Source organism: Methylorubrum subtropicum, from assembly GCF_038442325.1.
GTDB classification, from domain to species: domain Bacteria; phylum Pseudomonadota; class Alphaproteobacteria; order Rhizobiales; family Beijerinckiaceae; genus Methylobacterium; species Methylobacterium subtropicum.
The window spans coordinates 265,070-291,093 of record NZ_JBBXMW010000002.1 but is presented as its reverse complement, the minus strand read 5'-3'; the positions used below and the strand labels follow the sequence as shown (position 1 = coordinate 291,093).

General features: G+C 70.2%; 25 protein-coding genes. 16 read left to right on the top strand and 9 right to left on the bottom strand.

The window, feature by feature from the left end:
- Nucleotides 1–94 precede the first annotated feature (94 nt).
- The 5 genes from AAHG03_RS04250 to AAHG03_RS04230 form a co-directional block, all read right to left on the bottom strand.
- Nucleotides 95–388 (bottom strand): c-type cytochrome, encoded by a 294-nt coding sequence (locus AAHG03_RS04250; RefSeq protein WP_342149007.1) that lies wholly within the window; start codon nucleotides 386–388, stop codon nucleotides 95–97.
- The gene (locus AAHG03_RS04245; RefSeq protein ID WP_342149006.1) at nucleotides 385–2,586 is read right to left on the bottom strand and encodes a xanthine dehydrogenase family protein molybdopterin-binding subunit; all 2,202 of its coding nucleotides are present in this window, start codon (nucleotides 2,584–2,586) and stop codon (nucleotides 385–387) included. Before AAHG03_RS04245 ends, AAHG03_RS04250 begins: the two co-directional genes overlap by 4 nt.
- 11 nt (nucleotides 2,587–2,597) lie before the next feature.
- Entirely contained in the window at nucleotides 2,598–3,059 is a 462-nt protein-coding gene (locus tag AAHG03_RS04240; RefSeq protein WP_342149003.1) for a (2Fe-2S)-binding protein, read from the bottom strand.
- Nucleotides 3,060–3,219: 160 nt separating this feature from the next.
- Nucleotides 3,220–3,606 carry a VOC family protein gene (locus AAHG03_RS04235; protein ID WP_342149002.1) on the bottom strand — a complete coding sequence of 129 codons (387 nt, stop codon included), beginning with the start codon at nucleotides 3,604–3,606 and terminating at the stop codon, nucleotides 3,220–3,222.
- A gap of 134 nt (nucleotides 3,607–3,740) precedes the next feature.
- Nucleotides 3,741–4,904 (bottom strand): mandelate racemase/muconate lactonizing enzyme family protein, encoded by a 1,164-nt coding sequence (locus AAHG03_RS04230; protein WP_342149001.1) that lies wholly within the window; start codon nucleotides 4,902–4,904, stop codon nucleotides 3,741–3,743.
- Between the two features lie 285 nt (nucleotides 4,905–5,189).
- On the opposite strand from AAHG03_RS04230, the gene AAHG03_RS04225 reads away from it, so the two are divergent.
- The 11 genes from AAHG03_RS04225 (at nucleotide 5,190) to lpxD (ending at nucleotide 18,449) form a co-directional block, all read left to right on the top strand.
- The gene (locus AAHG03_RS04225; RefSeq protein ID WP_342149000.1) at nucleotides 5,190–6,242 is read left to right on the top strand and encodes an alpha/beta hydrolase family protein; all 1,053 of its coding nucleotides are present in this window, start codon (nucleotides 5,190–5,192) and stop codon (nucleotides 6,240–6,242) included.
- Nucleotides 6,243–6,444: 202 nt separating this feature from the next.
- Nucleotides 6,445–7,512 carry a 30S ribosomal protein S2 gene (locus AAHG03_RS04220; protein WP_342148999.1) on the top strand — a complete coding sequence of 356 codons (1,068 nt, stop codon included), beginning with the start codon at nucleotides 6,445–6,447 and terminating at the stop codon, nucleotides 7,510–7,512.
- Nucleotides 7,513–7,629: 117 nt separating this feature from the next.
- Nucleotides 7,630–8,550 carry a translation elongation factor Ts gene (tsf, locus tag AAHG03_RS04215; protein ID WP_342148998.1) on the top strand — a complete coding sequence of 307 codons (921 nt, stop codon included), beginning with the start codon at nucleotides 7,630–7,632 and terminating at the stop codon, nucleotides 8,548–8,550.
- Nucleotides 8,551–8,674: 124 nt separating this feature from the next.
- Complete coding sequence (gene pyrH / locus AAHG03_RS04210) at nucleotides 8,675–9,397, top strand: UMP kinase (protein ID WP_342148997.1); 723 nt, start codon at nucleotides 8,675–8,677, stop codon at nucleotides 9,395–9,397.
- 122 nt (nucleotides 9,398–9,519) lie between these two features.
- Nucleotides 9,520–10,083, top strand: coding sequence for a ribosome recycling factor (gene frr / locus AAHG03_RS04205; protein ID WP_342148996.1), 564 nt, complete (start codon nucleotides 9,520–9,522; stop codon nucleotides 10,081–10,083).
- A gap of 156 nt (nucleotides 10,084–10,239) precedes the next feature.
- Nucleotides 10,240–11,013, top strand: a complete 774-nt coding sequence (locus AAHG03_RS04200; RefSeq protein WP_342148994.1) for an isoprenyl transferase — start codon at nucleotides 10,240–10,242, stop codon at nucleotides 11,011–11,013.
- Nucleotides 11,013–11,867 (top strand): phosphatidate cytidylyltransferase, encoded by an 855-nt coding sequence (locus AAHG03_RS04195; protein ID WP_342148992.1) that lies wholly within the window; start codon nucleotides 11,013–11,015, stop codon nucleotides 11,865–11,867. The genes AAHG03_RS04200 and AAHG03_RS04195 overlap by 1 nt, the downstream gene beginning before the upstream one ends.
- A gap of 24 nt (nucleotides 11,868–11,891) precedes the next feature.
- On the top strand, nucleotides 11,892–13,070 hold the full coding sequence (dxr, locus tag AAHG03_RS04190) for a 1-deoxy-D-xylulose-5-phosphate reductoisomerase (protein ID WP_342148991.1): 1,179 nt from the start codon (nucleotides 11,892–11,894) through the stop codon (nucleotides 13,068–13,070).
- Between the two features lie 162 nt (nucleotides 13,071–13,232).
- A complete protein-coding gene (gene rseP, locus AAHG03_RS04185) occupies nucleotides 13,233–14,390 on the top strand; it encodes an RIP metalloprotease RseP (RefSeq protein ID WP_342148990.1) in 1,158 nt (385 codons plus the stop codon).
- Nucleotides 14,391–14,774: 384 nt separating this feature from the next.
- On the top strand, nucleotides 14,775–17,345 hold the full coding sequence (gene bamA / locus AAHG03_RS04180) for an outer membrane protein assembly factor BamA (protein WP_342148989.1): 2,571 nt from the start codon (nucleotides 14,775–14,777) through the stop codon (nucleotides 17,343–17,345).
- Between the two features lie 45 nt (nucleotides 17,346–17,390).
- Nucleotides 17,391–18,449: a UDP-3-O-(3-hydroxymyristoyl)glucosamine N-acyltransferase gene (gene lpxD / locus AAHG03_RS04175; RefSeq protein ID WP_342148988.1), complete on the top strand. Its 1,059-nt coding sequence runs from the start codon at nucleotides 17,391–17,393 to the stop codon at nucleotides 18,447–18,449.
- A 60-nt stretch (nucleotides 18,450–18,509) separates the two neighbouring features.
- On the opposite strand, the gene AAHG03_RS04170 is transcribed toward lpxD, so the two are convergent.
- From AAHG03_RS04170 to AAHG03_RS04160, 3 genes are all read right to left on the bottom strand, one after another.
- A complete protein-coding gene (locus tag AAHG03_RS04170) occupies nucleotides 18,510–19,235 on the bottom strand; it encodes a fused DSP-PTPase phosphatase/NAD kinase-like protein (protein ID WP_342148986.1) in 726 nt (241 codons plus the stop codon).
- A gap of 84 nt (nucleotides 19,236–19,319) precedes the next feature.
- Nucleotides 19,320–19,787, bottom strand: a complete 468-nt coding sequence (locus AAHG03_RS04165; RefSeq protein WP_342148985.1) for a DUF4279 domain-containing protein — start codon at nucleotides 19,785–19,787, stop codon at nucleotides 19,320–19,322.
- Nucleotides 19,777–20,073, bottom strand: a complete 297-nt coding sequence (locus AAHG03_RS04160; protein ID WP_342148984.1) for a hypothetical protein — start codon at nucleotides 20,071–20,073, stop codon at nucleotides 19,777–19,779. The genes AAHG03_RS04165 and AAHG03_RS04160 overlap by 11 nt, the downstream gene beginning before the upstream one ends.
- A gap of 93 nt (nucleotides 20,074–20,166) precedes the next feature.
- Here AAHG03_RS04160 and AAHG03_RS04155 point away from each other — a divergent pair, with 93 nt between their 5' ends.
- Nucleotides 20,167–20,673 carry a GNAT family N-acetyltransferase gene (locus tag AAHG03_RS04155; RefSeq protein ID WP_342148983.1) on the top strand — a complete coding sequence of 169 codons (507 nt, stop codon included), beginning with the start codon at nucleotides 20,167–20,169 and terminating at the stop codon, nucleotides 20,671–20,673.
- A 143-nt stretch (nucleotides 20,674–20,816) separates the two neighbouring features.
- Nucleotides 20,817–21,359: an inorganic diphosphatase gene (gene ppa, locus AAHG03_RS04150; protein WP_137828379.1), complete on the top strand. Its 543-nt coding sequence runs from the start codon at nucleotides 20,817–20,819 to the stop codon at nucleotides 21,357–21,359.
- 119 nt (nucleotides 21,360–21,478) lie between these two features.
- Here ppa and AAHG03_RS04145 read toward each other — a convergent pair whose 3' ends face one another.
- Nucleotides 21,479–22,759, bottom strand: a complete 1,281-nt coding sequence (locus tag AAHG03_RS04145) for an FAD-dependent monooxygenase (protein WP_342148980.1) — start codon at nucleotides 22,757–22,759, stop codon at nucleotides 21,479–21,481.
- A 135-nt stretch (nucleotides 22,760–22,894) separates the two neighbouring features.
- Here AAHG03_RS04145 and tesB point away from each other — a divergent pair, with 135 nt between their 5' ends.
- The 3 genes from tesB to AAHG03_RS04130 all read left to right on the top strand — a co-directional run bounded on the left by tesB (nucleotide 22,895) and on the right by AAHG03_RS04130 (nucleotide 25,957).
- On the top strand, nucleotides 22,895–23,755 hold the full coding sequence (tesB, locus tag AAHG03_RS04140) for an acyl-CoA thioesterase II (protein WP_342148978.1): 861 nt from the start codon (nucleotides 22,895–22,897) through the stop codon (nucleotides 23,753–23,755).
- A 299-nt stretch (nucleotides 23,756–24,054) separates the two neighbouring features.
- Nucleotides 24,055–24,393, top strand: a complete 339-nt coding sequence (locus AAHG03_RS04135) for a P-II family nitrogen regulator (RefSeq protein ID WP_056247188.1) — start codon at nucleotides 24,055–24,057, stop codon at nucleotides 24,391–24,393.
- A gap of 67 nt (nucleotides 24,394–24,460) precedes the next feature.
- On the top strand, nucleotides 24,461–25,957 hold the full coding sequence (locus AAHG03_RS04130) for an ammonium transporter (protein WP_342148976.1): 1,497 nt from the start codon (nucleotides 24,461–24,463) through the stop codon (nucleotides 25,955–25,957).
- The last annotated feature ends 67 nt before the right edge of the window (nucleotides 25,958–26,024 follow it).

Sequence of the window (26,024 nt, the reverse complement as noted above, 5' to 3'; positions counted from 1 at the left end):
ACCCCGCCGGGTCGAGACACATCTCCCGGTCTTCGTTGTGCCGCGCATTCTTTCGACGAACCGGAATCCACTTCGTCGGAATGCACTCTGAACATCAGCGCGCCCCTCGCCCCGCGAACCAGGCCGCGATGGCCCGGCTCTCGGCCTCGTCGAAGCCCCTGGCGATGCGGTTCATGATCGTGGCCGGGCGCGCGCCCGACCGGAAGGCTTCGAGCGCGGCCACGATCTCGGCCTCGGGCCGGCCCTCCAACGCGCCCATCGCGGCGCCCGGCGCGTGACAGCCGGTGCAGGACGACGCACCGGGCGGCGGGCGGGTCTCGGCGGCGCGCGCGCCGGTCCCGCAGGCGAGTACGGCGAGGGCCGCGAGGACCGGCCGCGCCGCCCTCATGCCCGGCGCAGGTCCGTGTCCTTCAGGGGCAGATGGCGCACGCGCTTGCCGGTGGCCGCGAAGACAGCATTGAGCACGGCGGGGGCCGCCACCGCGATGGTCGGCTCGCCGACGCCGCCCCAGAAGCCGCCGGACGGCATCAGGATGGTCTCGACCACCGGCATCGCGTCCATCCGCATGACCGGGTAGCTGTCGAAGTTGGTCTGCTCGATCCGCCCGTCCTTCACGGTGCAGGCGCCGTAGAGCGCCGCCGACAGGCCGTAGACGAAGGAGCCCGCGACCTGCGCGTCGATCTGCTGCGGGTTGACCGCGTGGCCCGGATCGGTCGCCGCCACGATGCGGTGGATCTTCAGCTCGCCGGATTCCGAGACCGAGACCTCGGCCGCTCCCGCCACGTAGCTGCCGAAGCCCATCGTCTGGCACAGGCCCCGGTAGACGCCCTCCGGTGGCTTGTCGTCCCAGCCGATCTTGTCGGCCACCGCCTGCAGCACGGCGCGGTGCTTGGGATGGTTGCCCATCAGCTTCAGCCGGAAGGCCAGCGGGTCCTGGCCGGCGGCGTGGGCCAACTCGTCCATGAAGCATTCGAGGTAGAGGGCGTTCGGGTTGAGGTTCACGCCCCGCCAGAAGCCCGGCAGGATGTGCGGGTTGCGCATGGCGTGATCGACGAGGATGTTCGGGATCGCGTAGCCGATCGCCGCCTCCGGGCCGCCGGGATTGAGCCCCTGGAAGGTCACCGGATCGCGGCCTTCGACCATGCGCTGGGGCGCGACCGAGGCCAGGATCGACTGGCCGGAGATGCGCATGTGCAGCCCGGTCAGGTTGCCGTCGGCGTCGAGCGCGCCGCGCAGGCGGCACTGCGTCACCGGATGGTAGCGCCCGTGGATCATGTCCTCTTCGCGGGTCCAGATCAGCTTGACCGGCGTGCCGGGCAGCTCCCGCGCGATCTGCACCGCCTGCCGCAGCCAGTCGTGCGTGGCGCCGCGGCGCCCGAAGCCGCCGCCGAGATGGATCTTGTGAACCTCGCACGACGTGGCCGGCAGGCCGGCGGCCTCGGCGGTGGCGGCCAGCGCCGCCTCGCCGTTCTGGGTCGGCGCCCAGACCTCGCAGCGCTCCTGCGTCCAGAGCGCGGTGGCGTTCATCGGCTCCATGGTGGCGTGGTTCTGGAAGGGCACGCCGTAGACCGCCTCCACGACCTTGGCCGCCCCCTTGAGCGCACCGGCCACGTCGCCGGACTTGTTGCCGACGAAGGCTTCCGGGGCGTCGAGCCCCTCGCGCAGGGTCGCCGCGATGGTCTCGCTGGAGACCCCCGCGTTCGGGCCCTCGTCCCAGACGATCGGAAGCGCGTCGAGGGCGGTCTTGGCGCGCCAGAACGTGTCGGCCACGACCACGACCGCGCTGTCACCGAGCTGCAGCACGCGCTTGACGCCGGGCATGGCCGACACGGCCGCCGCGTCGAAGGACTTCACGCTGCCGCCGGTCACCGGGCAGTCGCGGATCGCCGCGTTGAGCAGGCCCGGCAGGGTCAGGTCGATGCCGTAGACCTGCGAGCCGTCGAGCTTCGCCAACGTGTCGAGGCGCTTCAGCGGCTTGCCGGCGAGCGTCCAGTCCTTGGGGTCCTTGAGTACGACCTCCTTCGGCGGCTCGATCCTGGCGGCTTCTCCTGCGACCGCGCCGTAGGTGGTGCGGCGCCCGGAGGGCCCGTGCGTGATCGTGCCCCGCTCGGTGCGGCACTCGCCCGCCGGCACGCCCCAGCCCTTCGCGGCGGCGGCGACCAGCATGGTGCGGGCCGCCGCGCCCCCCTTGCGGACGTAGTCGTGCGACTCGCGGATGCCGCGGCTGCCGCCGGTCGAGTAGTCGCCCCAGACGCGCTTGCGGGCGAGGTTTTGGCCCGGGCTCGGATATTCGGTGGTGACGCGGGCCCAGTCGCAATCGAGTTCCTCGGCGACGAGCTGGGCGAGGCCGGTGAGCGTGCCCTGGCCCATCTCCGAGCGGGCGATGCGGATCACCACGGTCTCGTCGGGCTTGACCACGACCCAGGCATTCACCTCCGGCGTCGCCGGCCCCGCGTCGAGCGTCGCCGCCCGGAGGGTCGCGGGGAACGGGATGTGGAAGCCGAGGGTGAACAGGCCGGCGCCGGCCAGGACGGCGCGGCGCGAGGGGCGGCGCGAGGGGCGGGCAGTGTCGCGATTGCTGCGCATCGGTCTTCCCCTCAGCCGGACTGGCCGCGCTCGGCGGCGAGCTTGATGCCCGCCAGCACGCGGTTGTAGGTGCCGCAGCGGCAGATGTTGGTGATCTCGGTGCGGATCTGCTCCTCGCTCGGACGCGGGGTCTGCGCCAGCAGCGCCGCCGAGGCCATGATCATTCCCGGCTGGCAGAAGCCGCATTGCGGCACGTCGAGTTCGGCCCAGGCCTTCTGGACGGGATGGTCGGCGCCGGGCGCCAGTCCCTCGATGGTGACGATCTTCTGCTCCGGCGTCACCGAGGAGAGCGGGACCGAGCAGGCCCGCACCGCCGCGCCGTCGATATGCACGGTGCAGGCGCCGCATTGGGCGATGCCGCAGCCGTATTTCGTCCCGGTGAGCCCGACCTGCTCCCGGATCACCCAGAGGAGCGGCGTGTCCGGCTCGGCCTCGATCTCGCGCACGACGCCGTTGACGTTCAGACGCGCCATGGCATCCCTCTCCTTGGAACCGTCCTGAGGTATATTGTATCCCTCGGATGCCGCGACATCTCAAGGGACTCTTGCGGCGGCTCGGCCGAGGCGGTCCGTAATCGCAGGGTGATCCAGGGCTCGGCGAAGAAGGCTCCCGAATAGCCTGGGGCCGCCCGCCCTACGGGCTGGGAAACCGCTGCAGCAGCTCGATGATGGCGCCGTCGGGCCCCTTGATGAAGATCGTGCGCAGACTCGGATTCACGTCGTTGATCCCGGAGATGATCTCGATGCCGTGTCGCTGAACGTGCGCATACGCCTGCTCGATATCCGCGACACCGAGCCCGATATGCTCGATCCCCAGATGCGGCTGAGCCGATGCCGGCGTCGTGCCCTGGGGCGCCTGCTCGATGAAGACGGTCAGGCCGCCGAGGTCGAGCGTGACCCGGCTGACGGTCGGCGCGCCGTCGCGGCGGATTTCGCGGGCACCGAACAGATCGACGTAGAATCGGGCGGCGGCGACCGCATCGCGGCTGCGCAGGTGGACGTGATCGCAACGGACGTTCATGGGCGGACTGTCCTCTCGGGCCGATGGCTGGCCCGCCTCCGGTACGGGTCGGGGCGGGGGATGCAGCCTGTATGCTCCCCCAGCCCCCGGCGTTCCAGCGCTCGGCGGGCCGACGCCGCCCGGTCCCGGCCGCCTCACTCGGCCAGTTCGCGCATGACCTTGATCAGGTCCGACTTGCCCTCGAAGCCGATGCCCGGCAGCTCGGGCATGACGATGTGGCCGTCCTCGACGCGCACGCCGTCCGGGAAGCCGCCGTAGGGCTGGAACAGGTCCGGGTAGCTCTCGTTGCCGCCGAGCCCGAGGCCGGCCGCGATGTTGAGCGACATCTGGTGACCGCCGTGCGGGATGCAGCGGGCGGGCGACCAGCCGAACTGGTGCAGCACGTCGAGGGTGCGCAGGTACTCGACCAGTCCGTAGGACAGGGCGCAGTCGAACTGCAGGTAGTCCCGGTCGGGCCGCATGCCGCCGTAGCGCAGGAGGTTGCGCGCATCCTGGTGCGAGAACAGGTTCTCGCCGGTGGCCATCGGGCCGGGATAGTACTCGGATAGCGCCGCCTGCAGAGCGTAGTCGAGCGGGTCGCCGACCTCCTCGTACCAGAACAGCGGGTACTGGCGCAGCATCTTGGCGTAGGCGATACCCTGTTCGAGGCTGAAGCGGCCGTTCGCATCCACCGCGAGCCGGGCCTGCGAACCGATCTCCTGCAGCACCGCCTCGATGCGGCGCTGGTCCTTCTCGATCGGCGCGCCGCCGATCTTCATCTTCACGACGGTGTAGCCGCGGTCGAGATAGCCACGCATCTCGGCGCGCAGCTGGGTGTCGTCCTTGCCGGGGAAGTAGTAGCCGCCGGCGGCGTAGACGAACACGCGCGGGTTGGCCTCGACGCCCTTCCGCTCGGCGAGCAGGCGGAACAGCGGCTTGCCGGCGATCTTGGCGGTCGCGTCCCAGATCGCCATGTCGAGGGTGCCGACCGCCACCGAGCGCTCACCGTGGCCGCCGGGCTTCTCGTTGGTCATCATGGCGTCCCACAGCTTGTGCGGGTCGAGGTTGTCGCCGGCCTCGTCGCGCACGCTCTCGGGATCGGCCTCCAGGATGCGACCCTTGAAGCGCTCGCGGATCAGGCCGCCCTGGCCGTAGCGGCCGTTCGAGTTGAAGCCGTAGCCGACGACGCGGCGGCCGTCGCGCTCGACGTCGGTGACCACGGCGACGAGGCTCGCGGTCATCTTCGAGAAGTCGATGTAGGCGTTGCGGATGGGCGAGGAGATCGGCTTGGTGACCTCGCGGACGTCGACGATGCGCATGGTTGCTCGCCTGAAGGTGTGAGGGGTCGAAAGGGTCGGTAAAAGACCGTCGGGATCGGAACGTTCGGCACCGAGCCGCAGTACGGGGCCGACGACCGGGACGATGCTGGCCGTCGCCATGCTCGATGGCGAAACGCGCCGTCCGGATGCTTGTGCCGCATCGTCGGAACGGACGTCGCAACCGAAGCCGAATGGGGTGTGCGCCGCGTCACCGCGGGGGGACGGCGAGTGCCGTACCCGGGAACGTGTTCGGCTGCGCCGAGGTCTCGAAGAGGCTGGCCCCCGGTGAGGGATGAATTCTTCTCGCGACCCGGCCTCAGCCGGCGTCGTTTCGGGGCCGTGCTCACCGGCGTCTTCGCGACGGGCCTGGCTGCACGCGCGACCCGTCCGGCGCAGGCGGCGCCCGAGGATGTCCGCATCGCCGATCTGGACTGGGTCGATACCCGGCGCGCGCGTCGGGTGCCGGCGCGCCTCTACTGGCCGTCCCCGGGGGCGCCGGCGGCTCCCGTTCCCCTGATCGTCTTCTCGCACGGCCTCGGTCAGTCGCGGACGGGCTACAGCCATCTCGGACGCCGCTGGGCCGCCAACGGCTATGCGAGCCTCCACGTGCAGCATGTCGGCAGCGACGGCAGCGTCTGGGCCGGCAATCCGTTCGAGCTTCTTGACCGCGTGAACGGGGCGGCGGACGAACGCGAGGCCCTCGCGCGCGCGGCCGACGTGAGTTTCGCGCTCGACCGCATCCTCGGCGGTGAGAGCGCCTTCGCCCCCTTCATCGACCGGCAGCGCCTCGTCGCCGCCGGTCATTCCTACGGCGCGAACACGACCTTGATCGTCGGCGGGGCTCGCGTCGTCCGCGACGGCAGGACGCTCGAGCGCAGGGATCCGCGCTTCAAGGCCGGGATCGTCATCTCCGCGCCGCCCTTCTACGGCGAGCGCGACCTGCACGCCGTGCTGGCAGCGATCACCGTGCCGACCTTCCACGTGACCGCGACCGAAGACGTGATCGCGTTGCCGGGCCGGCGCTCACCCGTGCAGGACCGCCTCGACGTCTACGCGGCGGTCGGGACGACGCGAAAGGCGCTGGCGGTCTTCCAGGGCGGGTCGCACAGCATCTTCACCGACCGGGCGCTGACGGGCGGGGCGGCGCTCAACCCGCAGGTGAAGCGGGCGACGGCGGACGGCACGCTGGCCTTCCTCGACCTGGCGTTCCGGGGCGATCCCGGTCCCCTGGCTTCGTGGAGCGAGACGTGGCAGCCGATCCTGGCCGTGGCACCGGCAGCCTACCCCGTCACGGCACCGTCGCCCCATCCATCCCGCCGGTCCGGTCCCCGCGCGTAGCGGTCGGCCCATGCGGATTTTCGACCACACCGCGTCACTCGGCGGATGGGGCAGGCCGCCTTGCCATCGGCCCCCGCCTCTGCTAACGCCCCGGCCCATTCCACACGCGGAGCCGGCCTCATGCCTGAATGAGGCGTCCCCGGTGGCCGGCCTCTCGCCGGCTGCACCCTCCGCGGCGGTATAACCGGAGAGTACAAAGACCATGGCCGTCGATTTTTCCATGCGCCAGCTCCTCGAGGCCGGCGCCCATTTCGGGCACCAGTCGCATCGCTGGAACCCGAAGATGCAGCCCTACATCTTCGGCACCCGCAACAACATCCACATCATCGACCTCGCCCAGACCGTGCCGGCGCTCCACGCCGCGCTGCAGGCGGTGAGCGACACGGTCGCCCGCGGCGGTCGCGTGCTGTTCGTCGGCACCAAGCGCCAGGCCGCCGACTCGATCGCCGAGGCCGCCAAGCGTTCGGCCCAGTACTACGTCAACTCCCGCTGGCTCGGCGGCATGCTGACCAACTGGAAGACCATCTCCGGCTCGATCCAGCGCCTGCGCAAGGTCGATGAGACGCTCGAGGGCGGGGCCGTCGGCCTCACCAAGAAGGAGCGCCTCATGCTGACCCGTGAGAAGGACAAGCTCGAGAAGGCGCTCGGCGGCATCAAGGACATGGGCGGCGTGCCGGACCTCCTGTTCGTGATCGACACCAACAAGGAGCAGCTCGCGATCAAGGAGGCCCAGCGCCTCGGCATCCCGGTCGCCGCCATCGTCGACACCAACTGCAACCCGGACGGCATCTCCTACATCGTCCCGGCCAACGACGACGCGGGCCGCGCCATCGCGCTGTACTGCGACCTGATCGCCCGCGCGGCGATCGAGGGCATCGGCCGCGGTCAGGGCGCGCTCGGCATCGATGTCGGCGCCTCAGAGGAGCCGACCGCCGAGGAGCTGCCGCCGGCCAACGACGACGTCGCGGCCTCCGTCGCCTCCGACGCGATCGCCCCGGCCGACGTCGCCGCGCTCGCCGAGTCGACCGAGCATTTCGAGCAGCTCGCCGCCCCCCGCGGCGCGCCCGACGACCTGACCAAGCTCAACGGCGTCGGCCCGCAGCTGGTGCAGAAGCTCAACGATGCCGGCGTGTGGCACTACTGGCAGATCGCCGCCATGCAGCCCGAGGACGTGGCCAAGCTCGACGCCGACCTGAAGCTCAACGGCCGCATCGAGCGCGACGGCTGGATCGCCCGGTCCCGCGGCTTCGTCGAGGCCGCCGCGGCCTAAGTCGCCCCTATTCTCGCCGCCGGGGCCTCCCGGCGGCGGCATCGTCATCACCCTGCAAAGCCCGGTGCTTTCAACGAGCGCCGGGCTCACTCGCTTCCAGACCTTGAGAGGATCGCCATGGCCAACATCACCGCCGCACTCGTGAAGGAGCTTCGCGAAAAGACCGGCGCCGGCATGATGGATTGCAAGGGCGCGCTCAACGAGACGAACGGCGACCTCGAAGCCGCGGTGGATTGGCTGCGGAAGAAGGGTCTGGCCAAGGCCGCCAAGAAGGCCGGCCGCGTCGCCGCGGAAGGCCTCGTGGCCGTCGAGTCCGCCGGCCGCCACGCCGCCATCGTCGAGGTGAACTCCGAGACCGACTTCGTCGCCCGCAACGACGGCTTCCAGTCCTTCGCCCGCGAGGCCGCCAAGCTCACGCTCAACACCGACGGCACCCTCGAAGGCCTCGAGGCCGCGACCTTCCCCGGCTCGTCCGCGACCGTGAAGGACACGCTGTCGAACCTCATCGCCACCATCGGCGAGAACATGACCCTGCGCCGCGTCGCCAAGGTCGAGGTCGCCCAGGGCGTGATCGCGTCCTACGTCCACGGCCAGATCAGCGAAGGCCTCGGCAAGATCGGCGTGCTCGTCGCGCTCGAGTCCGAGGGCGACGTCGAGGTGCTCTCCACGCTGGGCCGCCAGATCGCCATGCACATCGCGGCGACCAACCCGGCGGCGCTCGACGCCTCGGGCATCGACCCGGCCGTGGTCGAGCGCGAGTCGAACATCCTGCGCGAGAAGAACGCCGGCAAGCCGGACCACGTGATGGCCAAGATCGTCGAGAGCGGCCTGAAGAGCTACTACAAGGAGGTCACCCTCCTGGAGCAGCCCTTCGTCCACGACGGCTCCAAGACCATCTCCCAGGTGCTCAAGGAAGCCGCGGGCAAGGCCGGGGCCGAGGTCAGCATCAAGTCCTTCGTCCGCTTCGCGCTCGGCGAGGGCATCGAGAAGGAAGAGGCCCCGGACTTCGCGGCGGAAGTCGCGAGCATGTCGCGGTAATTTTTTTCCCTCGCGATCGAGGTCATGTTTCAGGGGGGCGGCGGCAGCGATGCCGCCGCCCCTCGACGTTCGGGCCCTCGTCTTGCTAGAAGCCGGCGCCAGCAGCCAAGCCGACGAGGATCCGATGCCGGAGACGACGCCCTACCGCCGTGTCCTGGTCAAGCTCTCGGGCGAGGCGCTCGCCGCCCCCGACGGGTTCTGGCTCCATCCGCCGATGCTGGCGTCCCTGGCCGAGGACATCGCCGCGACGGTCGCCCAGGGCATCGAGATCGCCATCGTGGTGGGCGGCGGCAACCTGATCCGCGGGGCGCGCATCTCCCAGGCCGGCTGGATCGACCGGGCGACCGGCGATTCGCTCGGCATGATGGCCACCGTGATGAACTCGCTCGCCATCGAGACCGCGCTCAACGCCGCCGGCGTCCAGGCGCGCACCATGTCGGCGGTGTCGATGCCGACGATCTGCGAGACCTATGCGCGCCAGCCGGCCCTGCACCATCTCGACAAGGGGCAGGTCGTGGTGCTCGCGGGCGGCACCGGCAACCCCTACTTCACCACCGACACCGCGGCCGTGCTGCGCGCGGCGGAGCTGCGCTGCGACGCGGTGCTGAAGGCGACACAGGTGGACGGCGTCTACTCGGCGGACCCGAAGCGCGACCCCGAGGCGATCCGCTACGACACGATCACCCACGACGAGGCCATCGCCCGCGACCTCAAGGTGATGGACACCGCCGCCTTCGCGCTGGCCCGCGAGAGCCGGCTCACCATCGTGGTCGGCTCGGTCCATGCACCGAGTTCGGTCACGGCGATTCTGACCGGCAAATCGGTCTCGACCCGCGTGGTGCCGTAGGCGAAACGCCGCGCCACGCTATTTGCGGCTCCACGGTTTTTCGTTCATGTAGCGCCACCGCGACGGAGGCCTCGCGCCTTCGCGCCGATCTGCCACCCGAACGCGTCGGGATTCTCAAAGCCATGGCCACACCGGATTTCGATCTCGGCGACATCAAGCGCCGCATGCAGGGCGCCATCGCCTCGCTCAGCAAGGATCTCGGCTCGCTGCGCACCGGGCGGGCGACGCCGAGTCTGGTCGAGCCGATCAACGTCGAGGCCTACGGCTCGATGATGCCGATGGCCGGCGTCGCCACCGTCAGCGTGCCCGAGCCGCGCCTGCTCTCGATCTCGGTGTGGGACCGCTCGATGGTCACCGCCGTCGAGAAGGCGATCCGCGAATCCGATCTCGGCCTCAACCCGATGACGGAGGGCCAGACCATTCGCCTGCGCATCCCCGAGATGAACGAGCAGCGCCGCAAGGAGATGGTGAAGGTCGCCCACAAATACGCCGAGGAGGCCCGCATCGCCGTGCGTCACGTGCGCCGCGACGGGCTCGACATCCTCAAGAAGCTGGAGAAGGACGGCGCCATCAGCCAGGACGACGAGAAGCGTCAGGCCGGCGACGTGCAGAAGGCCACCGACGACGCGATCAGCGAGGTCGATCAGGTGCTGGCCAGCAAGGAAAAGGAAATCATGCAGGTCTGAGAACCTGTCTGATCTTTCGTAAGGGGTTCCCAAAGGGCAAGCCCTTTGGCGGGGTTTGGGGCGGAGCCCCATGATGGCTTCGCCGACCAGGGCTTCGCCCTGGACCCGCGAAAGGACTCGGTCCTTTCGAAACCATGACGACACGGGGAGAGGCGGGTGGTTCGCTCGGAGGGCGCGCGGCAGATCGGGGCGGATGCCGCCGCCGACGGGACGGCGCGACCGGCTCCCCGCCACGTGGCCATCATCATGGACGGCAACGGGCGCTGGGCCGCCCGCAAGGGGCTGCCCCGGTTCGAGGGCCATCGCCGCGGGGTCGAGGCGGTGCGCCGCGCGGTGCGCTCGGCGATCGAACTCGGGGTCGCCTACCTCACCGTCTACAGCTTCTCCTCCGAGAACTGGCGCCGCCCGCCGACCGAGGTCATGGAGTTGATGGGCCTGCTGCGCCTGTTCGTGCGCGGGGACCTCGCCGACCTCCACGCCAACAACGTGCGCGTCCGGGTGATCGGCGAGCGCCAGAGCCTTTCCGCCGACATCGCCGCCTTGCTCGACGAGGCCGAGACGCGCACCCGCGACAACACCGGCCTGACGCTGGTCGTCGCCTTCAACTACGGCGGTCGCCAGGAAATCCTGAGCGCGGTCCGGCGGATCGCCGCCTCGGTCGCCGAGGGCCGGCTGCGGCCCGACGAGATCGACCTGCCGACCATCGCGGGCGCCCTCGACACTGCCGGCATCCCCGATCCCGACCTCGTGATCCGCACCTCCGGCGAGCAGCGCCTGTCGAACTTCCTCACATGGCAGACGGCTTACGCCGAGTACGTGATCGAGCCGGGCTTCTGGCCCGACTTCGACCATGCCGCCTTCGTCGCGGCGCTCGCCGAGTACCATCGCCGCGACCGCCGCTTCGGCGGCCTCGGGGGCACGGCCGGCTGATGGCGCAATCCCCCCCGGTCCGGGCCGCGCGCTCGCCCTTCGCCACCCGCGAGTTCCGGCTGCGCACGATCTCGGCGATCGTGCTCGGCACGGCGGTGATCGGCACGCTGCTCGTCGGCGGCTGGGCGTTCGCCCTGGTCTGGCTCATCGCCGGCACGGTCGGGGCCGCCGAGTGGCTGGCCATGACCCGCTCGGAGCCGCTGCTGCCGCTGCTCGGCGTCACCGGGGCGACGCTCGCAGGGCTCGCCGCCGCGACGCTCATCGGGCTTCCGGCCTATACCTCCCTCCTCATCCTGCTCGCGGGCTGCGTCGGCCTCGTCGTGCTGGCGCGCGGCATCACCCGGCGCAAGGCGGTGTGCGGCCTGCTCGGCGGCGCCGTCGTCGCGCTGGTGCCGACGCTGCTGCGGATCGACCCGGCCGTCGGCCTCGTTGGACCGGCTTGGATGTTCGCCGTGGTGTGGTCCACCGATATCCTCGCCTACATCACCGGCCGCCTCGTCGGCGGGCCGAAGCTGATGCCGCGGGTGAGCCCGAACAAGACGTGGTCGGGCGCGCTCGGCGGGCTCACCGCCGGCATCGTCGCCGGCACCGTGACGGCGTCCATCGCCCGGGGCCACGGCTGGGACGCGCTGCCCGCCGTCTCGCTGCCCGTGGTCGCCCTGTTCAGCGGGATCGCCTCGGTGCTCAGCCAGGGCGGCGACCTCGTCGAATCCTCGCTCAAGCGGCGCTACGGCGTGAAGGATTCCGGCCGCTCTATCCCCGGCCATGGCGGCGTCATGGACCGGCTCGACGGCTTCTTCGCCGTGGCGTTGCTCGCCGGCCTGTGCTTTGCCGTGATGCGGCTCACCGCCTGATCGCCTGTTCAAGGAACTGCTCTCGTGAGCCTCACCGTCACCGTCCTCGGCGCCACCGGATCGATCGGCCGCTCCACCACCGACCTGCTCGCCCAGCATGCCGGCCGCTTCCGCGTCGGGGCGCTGGTCGGCGGCAAGGATGCGGCCTCGCTCGCCAAGCTGGCCCTGGAGATGCGCCCCGACTTCGCCGCGCTCGCCGACGCGAGCGCCGGCCCGGCGCTGGCCGAGGCTTTGTCCGGCTCCGGCATCCCGAACGGGGCGGGCGAGGGCGCGGTGCTGGAGGCGGTCGCCCGCGAGGCCGACATCGTGGTGGCCGCCGTGAGCGGGGCGGCGGGCTTGAAGCCCACCCACGCGGCGCTCCGGCTCGGGCGCACCATCGCGCTCGCCAACAAGGAGAGCCTCGTCTGCGCCGGCGACGCCTTCATGCGCGACGCCGCCCGCTACGGCGCCAGGATCCTACCGGTCGATTCCGAGCACAACGCGCTGGCGCAGGCGATGGGCGACGGGCGCGTCTCCGACATCGCCAAGATGACGCTGACGGCATCCGGCGGCCCGTTCCGCACCTGGGCGCGCGAGCGCATCGCCGCCGCGAGCCCCACGGAAGCCGCCGCCCATCCGACGTGGTCGATGGGCATGAAGATCAACATCGATTCCGCCTCCCTGATGAACAAGGGGCTGGAGCTGATCGAGGCCCACCATCTCTTCGGCATCGAGGCGGCCCGCCTCGACGTGATCGTCCATCCGCAATCGATCGTGCACGGGCTGATCGCGTGGCGCGACGGCGCGGTCACCGCCGGCCTCGCCATGCCGGACATGCGGGTGCCGATCGCCCATTGCCTCGGCCTCGGCGACCGGCTGGAGATCGCCCGCGGGCGCATCCTCGATCTCGCCGCCACCGGCAGTCTCACCTTCGAGCCGGCCGACGAGGCGCGCTTCCCCTGCCTGCGCGTCGCCCGCGCGGCGCTGGCCGAGGGTGGTGCCGCGCCGACCGTGATGAACGCCGCCAACGAGATCGCGGTCGCGGCCTTCATCCGCGGCGCGATCCCCTTCTACGGCATCGCCGAACTGGTCGAGCGCGCCTGCGAGCGCTTCGCGCCGGTCTACGCCCGCGCCCCCGAGGACGTGGAGGAGGCGCTCGCCATCGACGCCGAGGTTCGGGCCTGGAGCCTGGAGGCGGTGCCGCAGGCGCGCGCCGCCGGTTAACCCTGGCGCAGGCTTGACGGGGACCGGTTCGCGGGACGCGAATCGAAACAGCCAAAAGGTCTCGCGCCAGGCCGCGCGGCGTGCGACGATCCGCGACTTGCGGCTCGGGGGGCCGCCCTGTCAGGGCGGAGACGAGACGATCGCGGCCAAAAGGGTGCCGGAATGGATTTCCTCAGCAGCATGGGCGGCAACGCGGCCGGTTTCTTCGGCGCGGTGATCCCGTTCCTGTTCGTGCTGACCATCGTGGTCTTCGTCCACGAGATGGGGCACTTCCTCGTCGGCCGCTGGTGCGGCGTCGGCGTCAACGCCTTCTCCATCGGCTTCGGGCCGGAGCTCGTCGGCTTCAACGACCGGCACGGCACCCGCTGGAAGCTCTGCGCGATCCCGCTCGGCGGCTACGTCAAGTTCGTCGGCGACGCCAACGGCGCCAGCGTGCCCGATCCCGATGCGGTCGCCCGGATGAACCCGCACGAGCGGGCGATCAGCTTCCCGGCCCAGCCGGTGGCCAAGCGCGCGGCGATCGTGGCCGCCGGCCCCATCGCCAACTTCATCCTGGCGATCGCCGTGTTCGCGGGCGCGATCTACCTCAACGGCCGCTACGAGACGCCGGCCCGCGTCGAGGCGGTGCAGCCCGGCAGCGCCGCCGAGCGCGCCGGCTTCCAGCCCGGCGACGTGATCCGCTCCATCGACGGGGAGGCCATCGCCACCTTCGGCGAGATGCAGCGCGTCGTCTCGGGGGCGGCCGGCTCCTCGCTGTCGGTCACGGTCGATCGCGGCGGCGAGCAGAAGACGCTGACCGCGGTGCCCGACAAGATCGAGGACCGCACCCCGTTCGGCCGCCACCGCTTCGGCCGGCTCGGCATCAACGGGCCGCGGGGCGACGCGGCCAAGCTCGTGCATTACGGCCCCTACGAGTCGCTCAAGCTCGGCGTCGCCGAGACCTACTTCGTGGTCGAGCGCACCTTCGACTACATCGGCAAGCTGGTGACCGGCCGCGAATCCGCCGACCAGCTCTCCGGGCCGATCGGCATCGCCCGGGTCTCCGGCGAGGTCGCCCGCGTCGGCGGCGTCGGTGGGCTGATCGGGCTGATCGCGCTGCTCTCGGTCTCGATCGGCCTGCTCAACCTGTTCCCGATCCCGCTGCTCGATGGCGGCCATCTCATGTTCTACGCCTTCGAGGTGGTGCGCGGCCGCCCCTTGAGCGAGCGCGCCCAGGAGATCGGCTTCCGCATCGGCCTGGCCTTCGTGCTGATGCTGATGTTGTTCGCCGCCTGGAACGATATCTTGAATCTCGGCGCCTCGTTCTCGCGCGGCACCTGACGGGGCGCGACCGTCCCCGACTCCGGCCCTACAGGCCCGGCCCCTCGGCCGGGCCTTTTTCGTGGCCGGAAGGCCCCAATTTCGATTCGGAGCCATGGTTAACGGGGTGTTGCGGCGATCCGGTCCCGTTCCGAAAAGCCGTGACCGGGGCCGCATTTACGCCCCATTCACCCTGATCCGCGATCCTGTGGGCAAGTGGCGCGCCGTTAAGTGGCGCGAAGGCCACGACCCCCCAAAATCCCTTAACGGCGGACCTCCCCCGCGTTGCGTCGCAGGGGATTCCCGATACAAGCGTGGCTGGGACCAGAGGGCGGCCCGTCTCTGACAAGGACGGCGGCCCGCGGGTGCGAACCCGTGCTGAGATAAAAAGAGACGGGCGATTACATGATGTCGATGACGGGAAAGCGCCGGCGCAAGTCGGCGGAGCAGGCCATCGTTCTGGTCGCCGCCGCCGCCGGTGTGATCCTCGGCGGTGAGGTCGCTCACGCCCAGCAGATCCTCGTTGAAGGCAACAAGCGTGTCGATTCCGGCACGATCCGCTCCTACGTCACCGGCACCGCCTCCGGCTCGCCCGAGGAGGCGCGGCGCAACCTCCTCTCCACCGGCCTCTTCTCCGACGTGCAGGTCTCGGCCCGCGGCGGCACCACCGTCGTGCGGGTGCGCGAGAACAGCATCGTCGGCCGCGTCTTCTTCGAGGGCAACAAGAAGGTCGAGAAGGCGACGCTCGAAGGCACCGTCGAGACCAAGGAACGCGGCGCCCTGAGCCAGGCCGTGATCGCGGCCGACGTGGAGCGCATCCGCGAGGTGTACAAGCGCTTCGGTCGCGGCACCGCCAAGGTCAGCTATCGCCTCGTCGATCTGCCGAACGGCCGCTCCGACGTCGTCTTCACCGTCGAAGAGGGCGACAAGACCGGCGTGAAGGCGATCAACTTCGTCGGCAACCGCGCCTATTCCGAATCGACCCTGCGCGGGCTGATGACCACCACGCAGATGAACTTCCTGTCGTTCATCAAGACCTCCGACGTCTACGATCCGGATCGCATCGCGGCGGACGTGGAGCTGGTGCGTCGCTACTACCTCAAGAACGGCTACGCCGACTTCCGCGTCGTCAACGCCGACGCCCGCTACGTCGAGACCCCGGAGGATGCCGGCTGGGTCGTCACCGTCACGGTGGACGAGGGCGAGCAGTACACCGTCGGCGCCGTGGCCGTGGACCCGCGCATCCCCGGCGTCGATCGCGGCGCCCTCGACGGCCAGATCCGCGCCCAGGTCGGCGACGTCTACAACGCCGAGGACGTGGAGAAGTCGCTGGTCGGCGTGACCAACGAGGTCAACCGCCAGGGCTATCCCTTCGCCCAGGTCCGCCCGACCGGTCAGCGCGACCCCGCCACCCGTCAGGTCTCCCTCGGCTTCGTGGTCGAGGACGGCCCGCGCGTCTATGTCGAGCGCATCAACATCCGCGGCAACACCCGCACCCGCGACTACGTCATCCGCCGCGAACTCGACCTCACCGAGGGCGACGCCTACAATCGCGTGCTGGTGGACCGCGCCGAGCGCCGCCTCAACGGCCTGGGCTTCTTCAAGAAGGTCCGCTTCTCCAACGAGCCGGGCTCCTCGCCGGACCGCGTGGTCGTGAACATCGATGTCGAGGATCAGCCCACGGGCTCGTTCTCGGTGGCGGGCGGCTACTCCACCCAGGACGGCATCATCGGCGAAGTCTCGGTCTCCGAGTCGAACTTCCTCGGCCGCGGTCAGTACGTCCGCGTCGCCGCCCAGGGCGGCCAGTACGCCAAGGGCTTCGACTTCTCGTTCACCGAGCCGTACTTCCTCGGCTACCGCATGGCGGCCGGCTTCGACGCCTTCTACAAGTACTCGGACCTGACCCGCTACTCGCGCTACGAGACGACCGTCTACGGCGGCCAGCTCCGCGTTGGCCTGCCGATCACCGAGGATTTCGGCGTCACGTTCCGCTACTCGCTCTACAACACCGAGCTGACGATCCCGAACACGGTCAAGCGGCCCTACAACGACTGCTCGATCCCGATCCCCGGCGTCACGGCGGTCCAGCCGCCGACCCTGGCGAACGGGGCGGCGAACCCGCTCGCCGGCCTGCCGATCTATCCGGACTGCGCCTATAACGGCGAGGCCTCGATCGCGCTCAAGGGCTCGCGCGGCTCGACCCTCACCTCCCTCGCGGGCGTGACGCTGGCCTACTCGACGCTCGACAACCTGCAGCGGCCGACCAACGGCTTCTACGGCGAGCTGAAGCCCGACGTGGCCGGCATCGGCGGCGACTCGAAGTTCTTCCGCGTGACGGGCGACGCCCGCTACTACAAGGAGCTGTTTTTCGAGGACGTGATCGGCTTCGTCCGCCTCCAGGGCGGTCACATCTCGGCGCTCGACGGCAACCCGCTGCGCATCACCGACCAGTTCTTCCTCGGCCCGTCGCTGGTCCGCGGCTTCGCCCCGAACGGCCTCGGCCCGCGCGACGTCGGCAGCGCCGACGCCCGCTCCAACGCCATCGGCGGCACGACCTATGTCGGCGCCACGCTCGAGGTCCAGTTCCCGATCCCCGGCGTTCCGAAGGATCTCGGCATCAAGGGCGCGGTGTTCGCCGACGCCGGTACGCTGTTCGGCTATTCGGGCCGCCGCAACTTCGACGTCAACGGCGACGGCTTCATCAACGGCAGCGCGGACCGTCGCGGCGGCACCTGCAACTACTCCAGCTTCGGCACCGGCGCGATCAGCGTCGAGCCCGAGTGCGTGAACGTCCGCGACAGCGCCAAGATCCGCTCCTCGGTCGGTGCCTCGATCCTGTGGAACTCGCCGCTGGGCCCGATCCGCTTCGATTACGCCTACGCCCTCACCAAGGACGAGGGCGTGAACAACGGCTTCGGCCGGGTCGGCAAGGACCAGCTCCAGGCGTTCCGCTTCTCCGGCGGCTCGCGCTTCTGATCCCATGACGCGGCGACCCTTCGCGGGTCGCCGCGTTGTCGTGTCATGTCAGACCCCCTCTTCATCACGCCGAAAGGCGGCCTGAGCCTCGGCGCCGTCGCCGAGGCTTGCGGCGTTTCCCTGCCCGAGGGCGCCGACCCGGCCCGCCCGGTCACCGGCGCGGCCCCGCTCGAATCGGCGGGACCGTCCGAGATCGCCTATATGGACAACGCCCGCTACGGCGAGGCGCTCTCCGCCACCAAGGCGCTCGCCTGCCTCGTCTCGCCGCGCTTTTCCGCCCGCGTGCCTGAGGGGACGGCGGCGCTGGTGCTGCGCGACCCCTACCGCGCCTATGCCGGCCTGCTCGCGCGCCTCTACGGCGAGGCGATGCGGCCGCGCTCGCTGTTCGGGACCGACGGCGTCGCCCCCGGCGCTCACGTCCATCCGCAGGCGCGTCTGGAGGACGACGTGCGGATCGATCCCGGCGCGGTGGTCGGGCCCGGCGCCGAGATCGGCTCGGGCTCGGTGATCGGCCCCAACGCGGTGATCGGCCCGAACGTCCGGATCGGGCGCGACTGCTCGATCGGGGCGGGCAGCACGCTGACCCATGCGCTGGTGGGCAACCGCGTCATCGTCCATCCCGGCGCCCGGATCGGCCAGGACGGCTTCGGCTTCGCCATGGGGGCGGGCGGCCATCTCAAGGTGCCGCAGATCGGTCGGGTCATCGTTCAGGACGACGTCGAGATCGGTGCCAACACCACGATCGACCGGGGCGCCTCGCGCGACACGGTGATCGGCGAGGGGACCAAGATCGACAACCTCGTGCAGATCGCCCACAACGTGGTGATCGGGCGCCACTGCGTGATCGTGTCGGGCGTCGGCATCTCCGGCTCGACCACGCTGGAGGATTACGTCGTGCTGGGCGGGCAGGTCGGCGTCGTCGGCCACCTGCGCATCGGCATGGGCTCGCAGATCGCGGGCTCCTCCAACGTCAACCGCGACGTGCCGCCGGGCTCGCGCTGGGGCGGCACGCCGGCGAAACCCGTGCGGGCATGGTTCCGCGAACTGACGACGCTGGCCCGCCTCGCCGAACGCTCCGGCCCCGATCCCAAGGACGAGAAGTAGGGGTTCCCGAAGGACAAGTCCTTCGGTGGGGTGCAGGGGCAGAGCCCCTGCGTCTGTCCGCTATTCCCGTCGTAACAGCCGATCGACGACGAGATCGGACCAGAACCCCGCGCGAAAATCCCGCTTCAGCGCCTCGGGGTCGTAGCTGTGCTCGACCCATTGCGAAAAGCTCTGGCCGCGCGGCTCGCCCTCGCGGAGATAGGCGGCGAAGAACGCGTCGAGGATGCCGGTCTTGGCGAAGCGGAAATGGCCGTAGCGCGGCGAGAGCTGGCGCAGGGCCTCCCGCACCGGGCGGTCCTCGTGCAGGATCAGGAACAGGGCGGCGGCCAGCCCCGCCCGGTCCGCGCCGGACTTGCAATGCATCACCGCCGGGTACTCGATGCCGGCGAAGAATTCCTTCGCGGCCATCAGGGTCTCGCGCGAGGGCGCCTCGCGGGAGCGCAGCACGAACTCGACCAGTCGCAGGCCCTGGCGCTCGCAGGCCTCCCGCTGGAGCGGCCAGGAGCCGTGCTCGCGCCCGCCGCGCAGCGAGACCACGGTGCGCACGCCCTGGCGCTTGAACCACGCGAGCTGGTGCGGCGTCGGCTGGGCCGAGCGCCAGACGAGGCCGGTGCCGATGCGGTGCCGGTTGAGATAGGCCAGCCGGAACACGCCGTGATCGACGAGCAGCATGTTAGCCCACGCCTTGGCGCGCGAGACCGGCCCGGCGATCGGCTTCTCGAACTTCGCGATGCGCGCCATGCGCCGCGCGTAGCGCGTCTCGGGGGGAAGGAAGCGGTTGAACACGGGACGCGGGGCTGGCGGGAAGGAATGTCCGTCTAACAGCCCGCGATGGGGGCGACAACGCGGGCGGTGCGGCGACCGTGCCGACTACGCGACCTGCGTCGCATCCTCGTCGCGATGGAAGTCGGTCTGGATCGTGCCGCCGGCCTCGTCGATCAGATGCTGGAACGACAGGCTGATCCGGGGAAACTCGGCGTGGGCGGGCCCGTACCAGAACACGTCGATGCGCAGTTCCACGCCCTGATCCTCGACCAGAGCCTTCATCTTGAGCCACCGCTTCTCGGACCATGCCGAGCGCAGGCCGAGGATCGCGATCTCCAGGGCTTCCAGATGCTTCTTCAGGCTGCCCGAGGCGACGAGGTTGCGGGTGCTGTAGACCCACAGGCCGAACCGTCGCTCCTGTTCCCGGCCCTTGACGCTGTAGGTGTCCCCACGCCGGTAGGAGAGGGTAGGCGCGCGCTCCATGATCGCCGAGACGAGGCCGGGGTCGAGATGCTCGCCCTTGAACACGATCGCCGCGTAGGTGACGGGAAGCGCTCTCGGATCAGTGCTCATCGTACAGGTTCCCGATCTCGTCGCCGTTGAGCTTGCCGGTCACGTCGCCGTTGTCGTAGATCACCTCGTCGTTCGGGCGGAGGCCCGCCGATTGTTTGATCGTATGCAGGCATCGCTGCAGACGTAAGGATCGATCCCCAATTCCTGGCTCACGCGCGGGATCGGATTGCCTCCGGTGCGATCCCAGATGATGCGACGTGACAAGCGGATCGCTCGTGATCGTGTCGCCGCATTTTGCAGGCGGCTTCGGGTCGTTCGACCGTAGCCGATCCCTCTCGCCGTGCAAGTTGTCGCCTCGGGCCAGCTGTCCGGTTTCCCCGTTGCCGAACCGCGGCCTTTGCCGGCATCATACCGGGCAATTCCCACAGCGGAGCCGGCCATGGCGACGAACACGGTGAGCATCCGGCGAGCCCGCCCCGCGGATGCGGCCGGCCTCGCGGGGGTGTTCGACGCGTCGTGGCGCGAGGCCTATCAGGGGGTGATTCCGGGGGTCGCCCTGGAGCGGTTCCTGGCGCGGCGCGGCGGGGCCGCGTGGCGGGCGATGATCGGCGGCGGGCGCGGGCTCGCCGTGGTCGAGTTCGACGAGCGGATCGCGGGTTACGCCGCCTACGGTCGGGCGCGGGAGCGGACGATCCGGGCGGACGGCGAGATCGACGAACTCTACATCGCTCCCGTGTTCCAGGGGCTCGGCTTCGGCACGCGGCTGTTCCGGGCGGTGCGCAACGACCTGATCGACCGCGGGCTGACCCGCATCGGTGTCTGGGCGCTGGCCGACAACGCCCGCGCCTGCGCCTTCTACGAGCGGCTCGGCGGGGTGCCGGGGCCGGAGGGGTTCGAGCGCGTCTCGGGCTTCAGCCTGCCCAAGATCGCCTATCTCTTCACCTGAAAGCTTGGGTACCGCGGCAACACTCGGCGGTTCCTGTCCGAACGGCCGATTTTCTTTCGTGCGCGCGCGCCCTAAGACAGCGAACGGTTGCCGCATCCCGACACGGTCGGGCCGACGCGGCCGGCATCAAGAAAGCAGACGCCATGGACATCAACGCCATCTCGATCGGCAAGACCCCGCCGCACGACGTCAACGTGATCGTCGAGGTTCCGATCGGCGGCGAGCCGATCAAGTACGAGATGGACAAGGAGGCCGGCGCCCTCGTCGTCGATCGCTTCCTGTATACGGCGATGCACTACCCGGGCAATTACGGCTTCATCCCGCATACCCTGTCGGGCGACGGCGACCCGTGCGACGTGCTGGTGGCCAACACCCGCGCCATCGCGCCGGGCGCGATCATCAGCGTGCGCCCCGTCGGCGTGCTGGTGATGGAGGACAATGCCGGCGAGGACGAGAAGATCATCGCCGTCCCCTCGCGCCACCTGACCAAGCGCTACGACCGGATCGAGAACTACACCGACCTGCCCGACATCACGCTGCACCAGATCCAGCACTTCTTCGAGCACTACAAGGATCTGGAGCCGGGCAAGTGGGTCAAGGTCGTCCGCTGGGGCGACAAGGAGGAGGCCCACCGCCTCATCCTCGAAGGCATCGAGCGCGAAAAGGCCAACAAAGCGAAGGCCTAAATCTAGGTTTCGAAAGGACAAGTCCTTTCGCGGGTCCAGGGCGGAGCCCTGGTTTGAAGGGATGCCGGGGCTCTGCCCCGGCGCCCCGCCAAAGGACTCGTCCTTTGGGATCCCCGGACCTACAACGCTTCGCCGCGTAGAAGCCGAGGGCCTTGGGCTCGGCGGCCCGCGGCTTGGCCGATGAAGAAGTCCTTCAGGCCCGGCAGGCGATCGACGAGGCCGAGGCCGAGGTCGCGGGTGAGTCGCAGCGGCAGGCTGTCGTTCGAGAACAGCCGGTTGAGCCCGTCGGTGGCCGCCGCCATCGCCACCGTGTCGAACCGGCGCGCCCGCTCGTAGGCCTTCAGCACGTCGTCCGAGCCCGGATCGAGCCCGAGCCGCAGCGCCTCCGTTACGGCTTCCGCCAAAGCGGCCGCCCCGGCCAGCCCGAGATTGAGCCCCTGGCCCGCCACCGGATGGATCACGTGGGCGGCGTCCCCCAGCAGGGCGAGGCGCGGCGCCCTGAAGCTGCGGGCGATGCCGAAGGCCAGCGGGTGCGCCGAGGGGCCGTGCTCAAGGGCGATCCGGCCGAGTTCCGCCCCGAACCGCCGCTCGATCTCGGCCAGCGTCTCGGCTTCGTCCCCGCCGAGCAGCGCTGGCACGTCGGCGCTGCGCTCGGTCCAGACGATGGAGGAGCGGTGGCCGAGGTCGCCGCCGACCGTGAGCGGCAGGATCGCGAAGGGCCCGCTCGGCAGGAAGTGCTCGAAGGCCCGGCCCTCGTGGTCGCGCGCGTGCTGCACCGTCGCGACGATGCCCGATTGCGGATAGGACCAGCCGACCCAGCCGATCCCGGCGGCCTCGCGCAAGGCGGAGCGGGCGCCGTCCGCGGCCACCACCAGCGCGAGCTTTTCGGACGAGCCGTCGGCGAACTCGGCGCGGATGCCGCCGGCCTCCGGCACGGCCGCGCGCACACCCTGCGGCACCAGCCGCACCCCGGCCGCGCGGGCGGCGTCGAGAAGGGCGGCGGCCATCGGCTCGGCCTCGACCATGTGGGCAAAGGGCTCGCCGTCCGTGGCCTCCTTCGCCGCGGCCTCCTTCGCCGCGTCGCCGAAGGTGAGGAAGACCGGTCGCACCGGGTCACCGACGCGGCTGTCGCTGATGACGAGGCGGCGCATCGGCTCGGCGGCGGGCGCGATGGCCGCCCACAGCCCCAGCCGCTCCAGCATCCGCCGCGGCCCCGCCGCCACCGCGTAGGCGCGCCCGCGATGGCGGGCGGCGCCCGCGGGCAGGCCGGGATCGCAGACCGCCACGTCGAGGGCCGGGCCGTGCGCCCGCTTCAGCGCCACCGCGAGCGTCAGGCCGGGCAGGCCCGCGCCCGCGACCAGCAGGCTGCGGCTCCCGGAACGGCGACCGGTCTCGCCCATCGGCGGCTCCTTCCTCGGCATCTCCGGAGATCTCATGCCTTGCTCATGCCCTTGCCGGGCGCCCGCGTCGAGTGATAGCCGCGCCGCGGCCCTTGTCTCGTCACCGCCCAGTCCTTCACCTGCTTGGAAACCGCCATGCCCGATCCCGTCGACGGACTTCTGGCGATCCTCGACCTGGAGCGCCTGGAGACCGACCTGTTCCGCGGGGTCTCGCCGCCGATCGGCTGGCCGCGGGTGTTCGGCGGGCAGGTGGTGGCCCAGAGCCTCGTCGCCGCCTCGCGCACGGTGATGTCGGCGCGGGTGCCGCACTCGATGCACGCCTACTTCCTGCTCGGCGGCGATCCGGCGGTGCCGATCGTCTACGAGGTCGAGCGCATCCGCGACGGCGGCAGCTTCACCACGCGGCGCGTCAAGGCGATCCAGAAGGGCCGGGCGATCTTCGCCATGTCGGTCTCGTTCCACGAGGAGGAACCCGGCTTCGAACACGCCGCCGAGCGGCCCGACGTGCCCGGCCCCGAGGCGCTCGCCGACGCCCGGACGCTGGCGCATGCGGAGGGCAGCATCGTGCCCGCGCCCATGCTGGCCTACTTCACGCAGGCCTGGCCGATCGAGCTGCGCCCGGTCGAGACCGACCGCTACCGCGACCGCACCCCGCGGCCGGGGCGCTACCATGTCTGGATGCGCACGACGAAGCCGCTGCCGGACGATCCGGCGCTGCACCGCGCGGTGCTCGCCTACGCCTCCGACATGACGCTGCTCGACGCGACGCTGATCCCGCACGGCCGCACCGTGTTCGACACCGACATCCAGTCGGCGAGCCTCGACCACGCCCTGTGGTTCCACCGCCCGTTCCGGGCCGATGCGTGGCTGCTCTACTCGCAGGACGCGCCGAGCGCGTCCGGCGCCCGCGGATTCGCCCGCGGCACCCTGCACGACGAGGCCGGAAACCTGATCGCCTCCGTCGCCCAGGAAGGTCTGATCCGCCAGCGCCGCTGAAACCGCCCATCTTGGAGGCGTTTCACCGTCAGGCGAAGCTTGGCCGCGCAATTCACGGTCAAAATTGCCGCAAAGACCGGCTGTTTGCATAATTCGTGAGCAGTGTCGTTCCCGGCGCTGCCTGCCCTGCGCGCGCCTTGCGCTTAGCCCTTGGGCAGAAAAGCGAACTCCAAAATGGTTCCGCTTGGCATGGTCCTTGAATGAGGGCGCCCGATCGCAGGGTCTTTCCGACACCTGCGAGCCGTTGGGTCTCGGCCGGTGCGCGGCCGGCATGAATGAACAATCAGGGGGCGCCGCCCATGAAAATCGTGATGGCGATCATCAAGCCGTTCAAGTTGGAGGAGGTCCGCGACGCCCTGACCGGCATCGGGGTCCACGGCCTCACCGTGACCGAGGTCAAGGGCTACGGCCGCCAGAAGGGTCACACCGAGATCTACCGCGGCGCCGAATACGCCGTGAGCTTCCTGCCCAAGCTGAAGATCGAGGTGGCGGTGGCCGCCGACCTCGTCACCAGCGTCATCGACGCCATCGCGGGCGCCGCCCGCACCGGCCAGATCGGCGACGGCAAGATCTTCGTCATGCCGCTGGAGAAGGCGGTCCGCATCCGCACCGGCGAGACCGACGTCGACGCTCTCTGAGCATCGCCCGAACACCCAGAAGAATTCGCAACGCTCTCGCAGAACGCGATCAGGAGCTTCCCGTCCCATGAAACTTCGTACCCTTCTCGCGCTCGGGCTGGGAGGTGCCGCGCTCGGCCTCCTCCTCGTCGAGCCGTCGCTGGCCCAGACGCCCGCTCCCGAGGCCGCGCCGGCAGCCGCCGCCGCGGCACCGGTCCCGAACAAGGGCGACACCGCCTGGATGCTGCTGTCCTCGGTCCTCGTCCTGATGATGACCGTGCCGGGCTTGGCGCTGTTCTACGGCGGCCTCGTGCGCACCAAGAACATGCTCTCGGTGCTGACCCAGGTCTTCGCCATCGCCTCCATCGTCTGCCTGCTGTGGGTCACCTACGGCTACAGCCTCGCCTTCACCAACGGCGGCGGCCTCAACGACTTCATCGGCGGCTTCGGCAAGGCCTTCCTCAAGGGCGTCGACGCCAACTCGGTGGCCGCGACCTTCTCCAACGGCGTCGTGATCCCCGAATACGTCTACATCTGCTTCCAGATGACGTTCGCGATGATCACCCCCGGCCTCATCGTCGGCGCCTTCGCCGAGCGGATGAAGTTCTCGGCGCTGATCGTGTTCACGATCCTCTGGGTCACGCTGATCTACTTCCCGATGGCCCACATGGTCTGGTACTGGGGCGGCCCGGACGTGTTCGCCGACGCCGCGAAGAAGCTCGCCGAGGCGACCGACAAGGCTGCCGCCCAGGCCGATTACGACGCCGTGCTGGGTGATGCCGGCCTGCTGTTCAAGTGGGGCGCCCTCGACTTCGCCGGCGGCACCGTCGTCCACATCAACGCGGGCATCGCCGGCCTCGTCGGCTGCCTGATGCTCGGCAAGCGCATCGGCTACGGCCGCGACCTGCTCGCCCCGCACTCGCTGACCATGACCACCATCGGCGCCTCGCTCCTGTGGGTGGGTTGGTTCGGCTTCAACGCCGGCTCGAACCTCGAGGCCAACGGCACCACCACCCTCGCCATGATCAACACCTTCGTGGCCACCGCCGCCGCGGCCGTGTCCTGGCTGTTCGTGGAATGGGCCGCCAAGGGCAAGCCGTCGCTGCTCGGCATGCTCTCGGGCGCCATTGCCGGCCTCGTCGCCGTGACGCCGGCCGCGGGCTTCGCCGGCCCGATGGGCTCGATCGTGCTCGGCCTCGTGGCGGGCGCCGCCTGCTTCGTGATGTGCTCGACCGTCAAGAACGCGCTGGGCTACGACGACTCGCTCGACGTCTTCGGCGTCCACTGCGTCGGCGGCATCCTCGGTGCGCTGGCCACCGGCATCCTGGTCTCGCCCGATCTCGGCGGCGCCGGCATCCCGGACTACACCACCAAGCCCGGCGAGCTGGTGCTCGGCGCCTACGACATGACCGCCCAGCTCATCACCCAGGCCAAGGCGGTCGGCTTCACCATCCTGTGGTCGGGCATCGGCTCGGCGATCCTCTACAAGCTCGTCGACCTGACGATCGGCCTGCGCGTCACGCAGGAAGAGGAGCGCGAGGGCCTCGACATCGCCGATCACGGCGAGCGCGCCTACAACTACTGAACCCACCAACCCCGTCCCGGACCGCGCGTCCGGGGCGGAACCGGCGAAGACACTCGAAGGGCCCCGG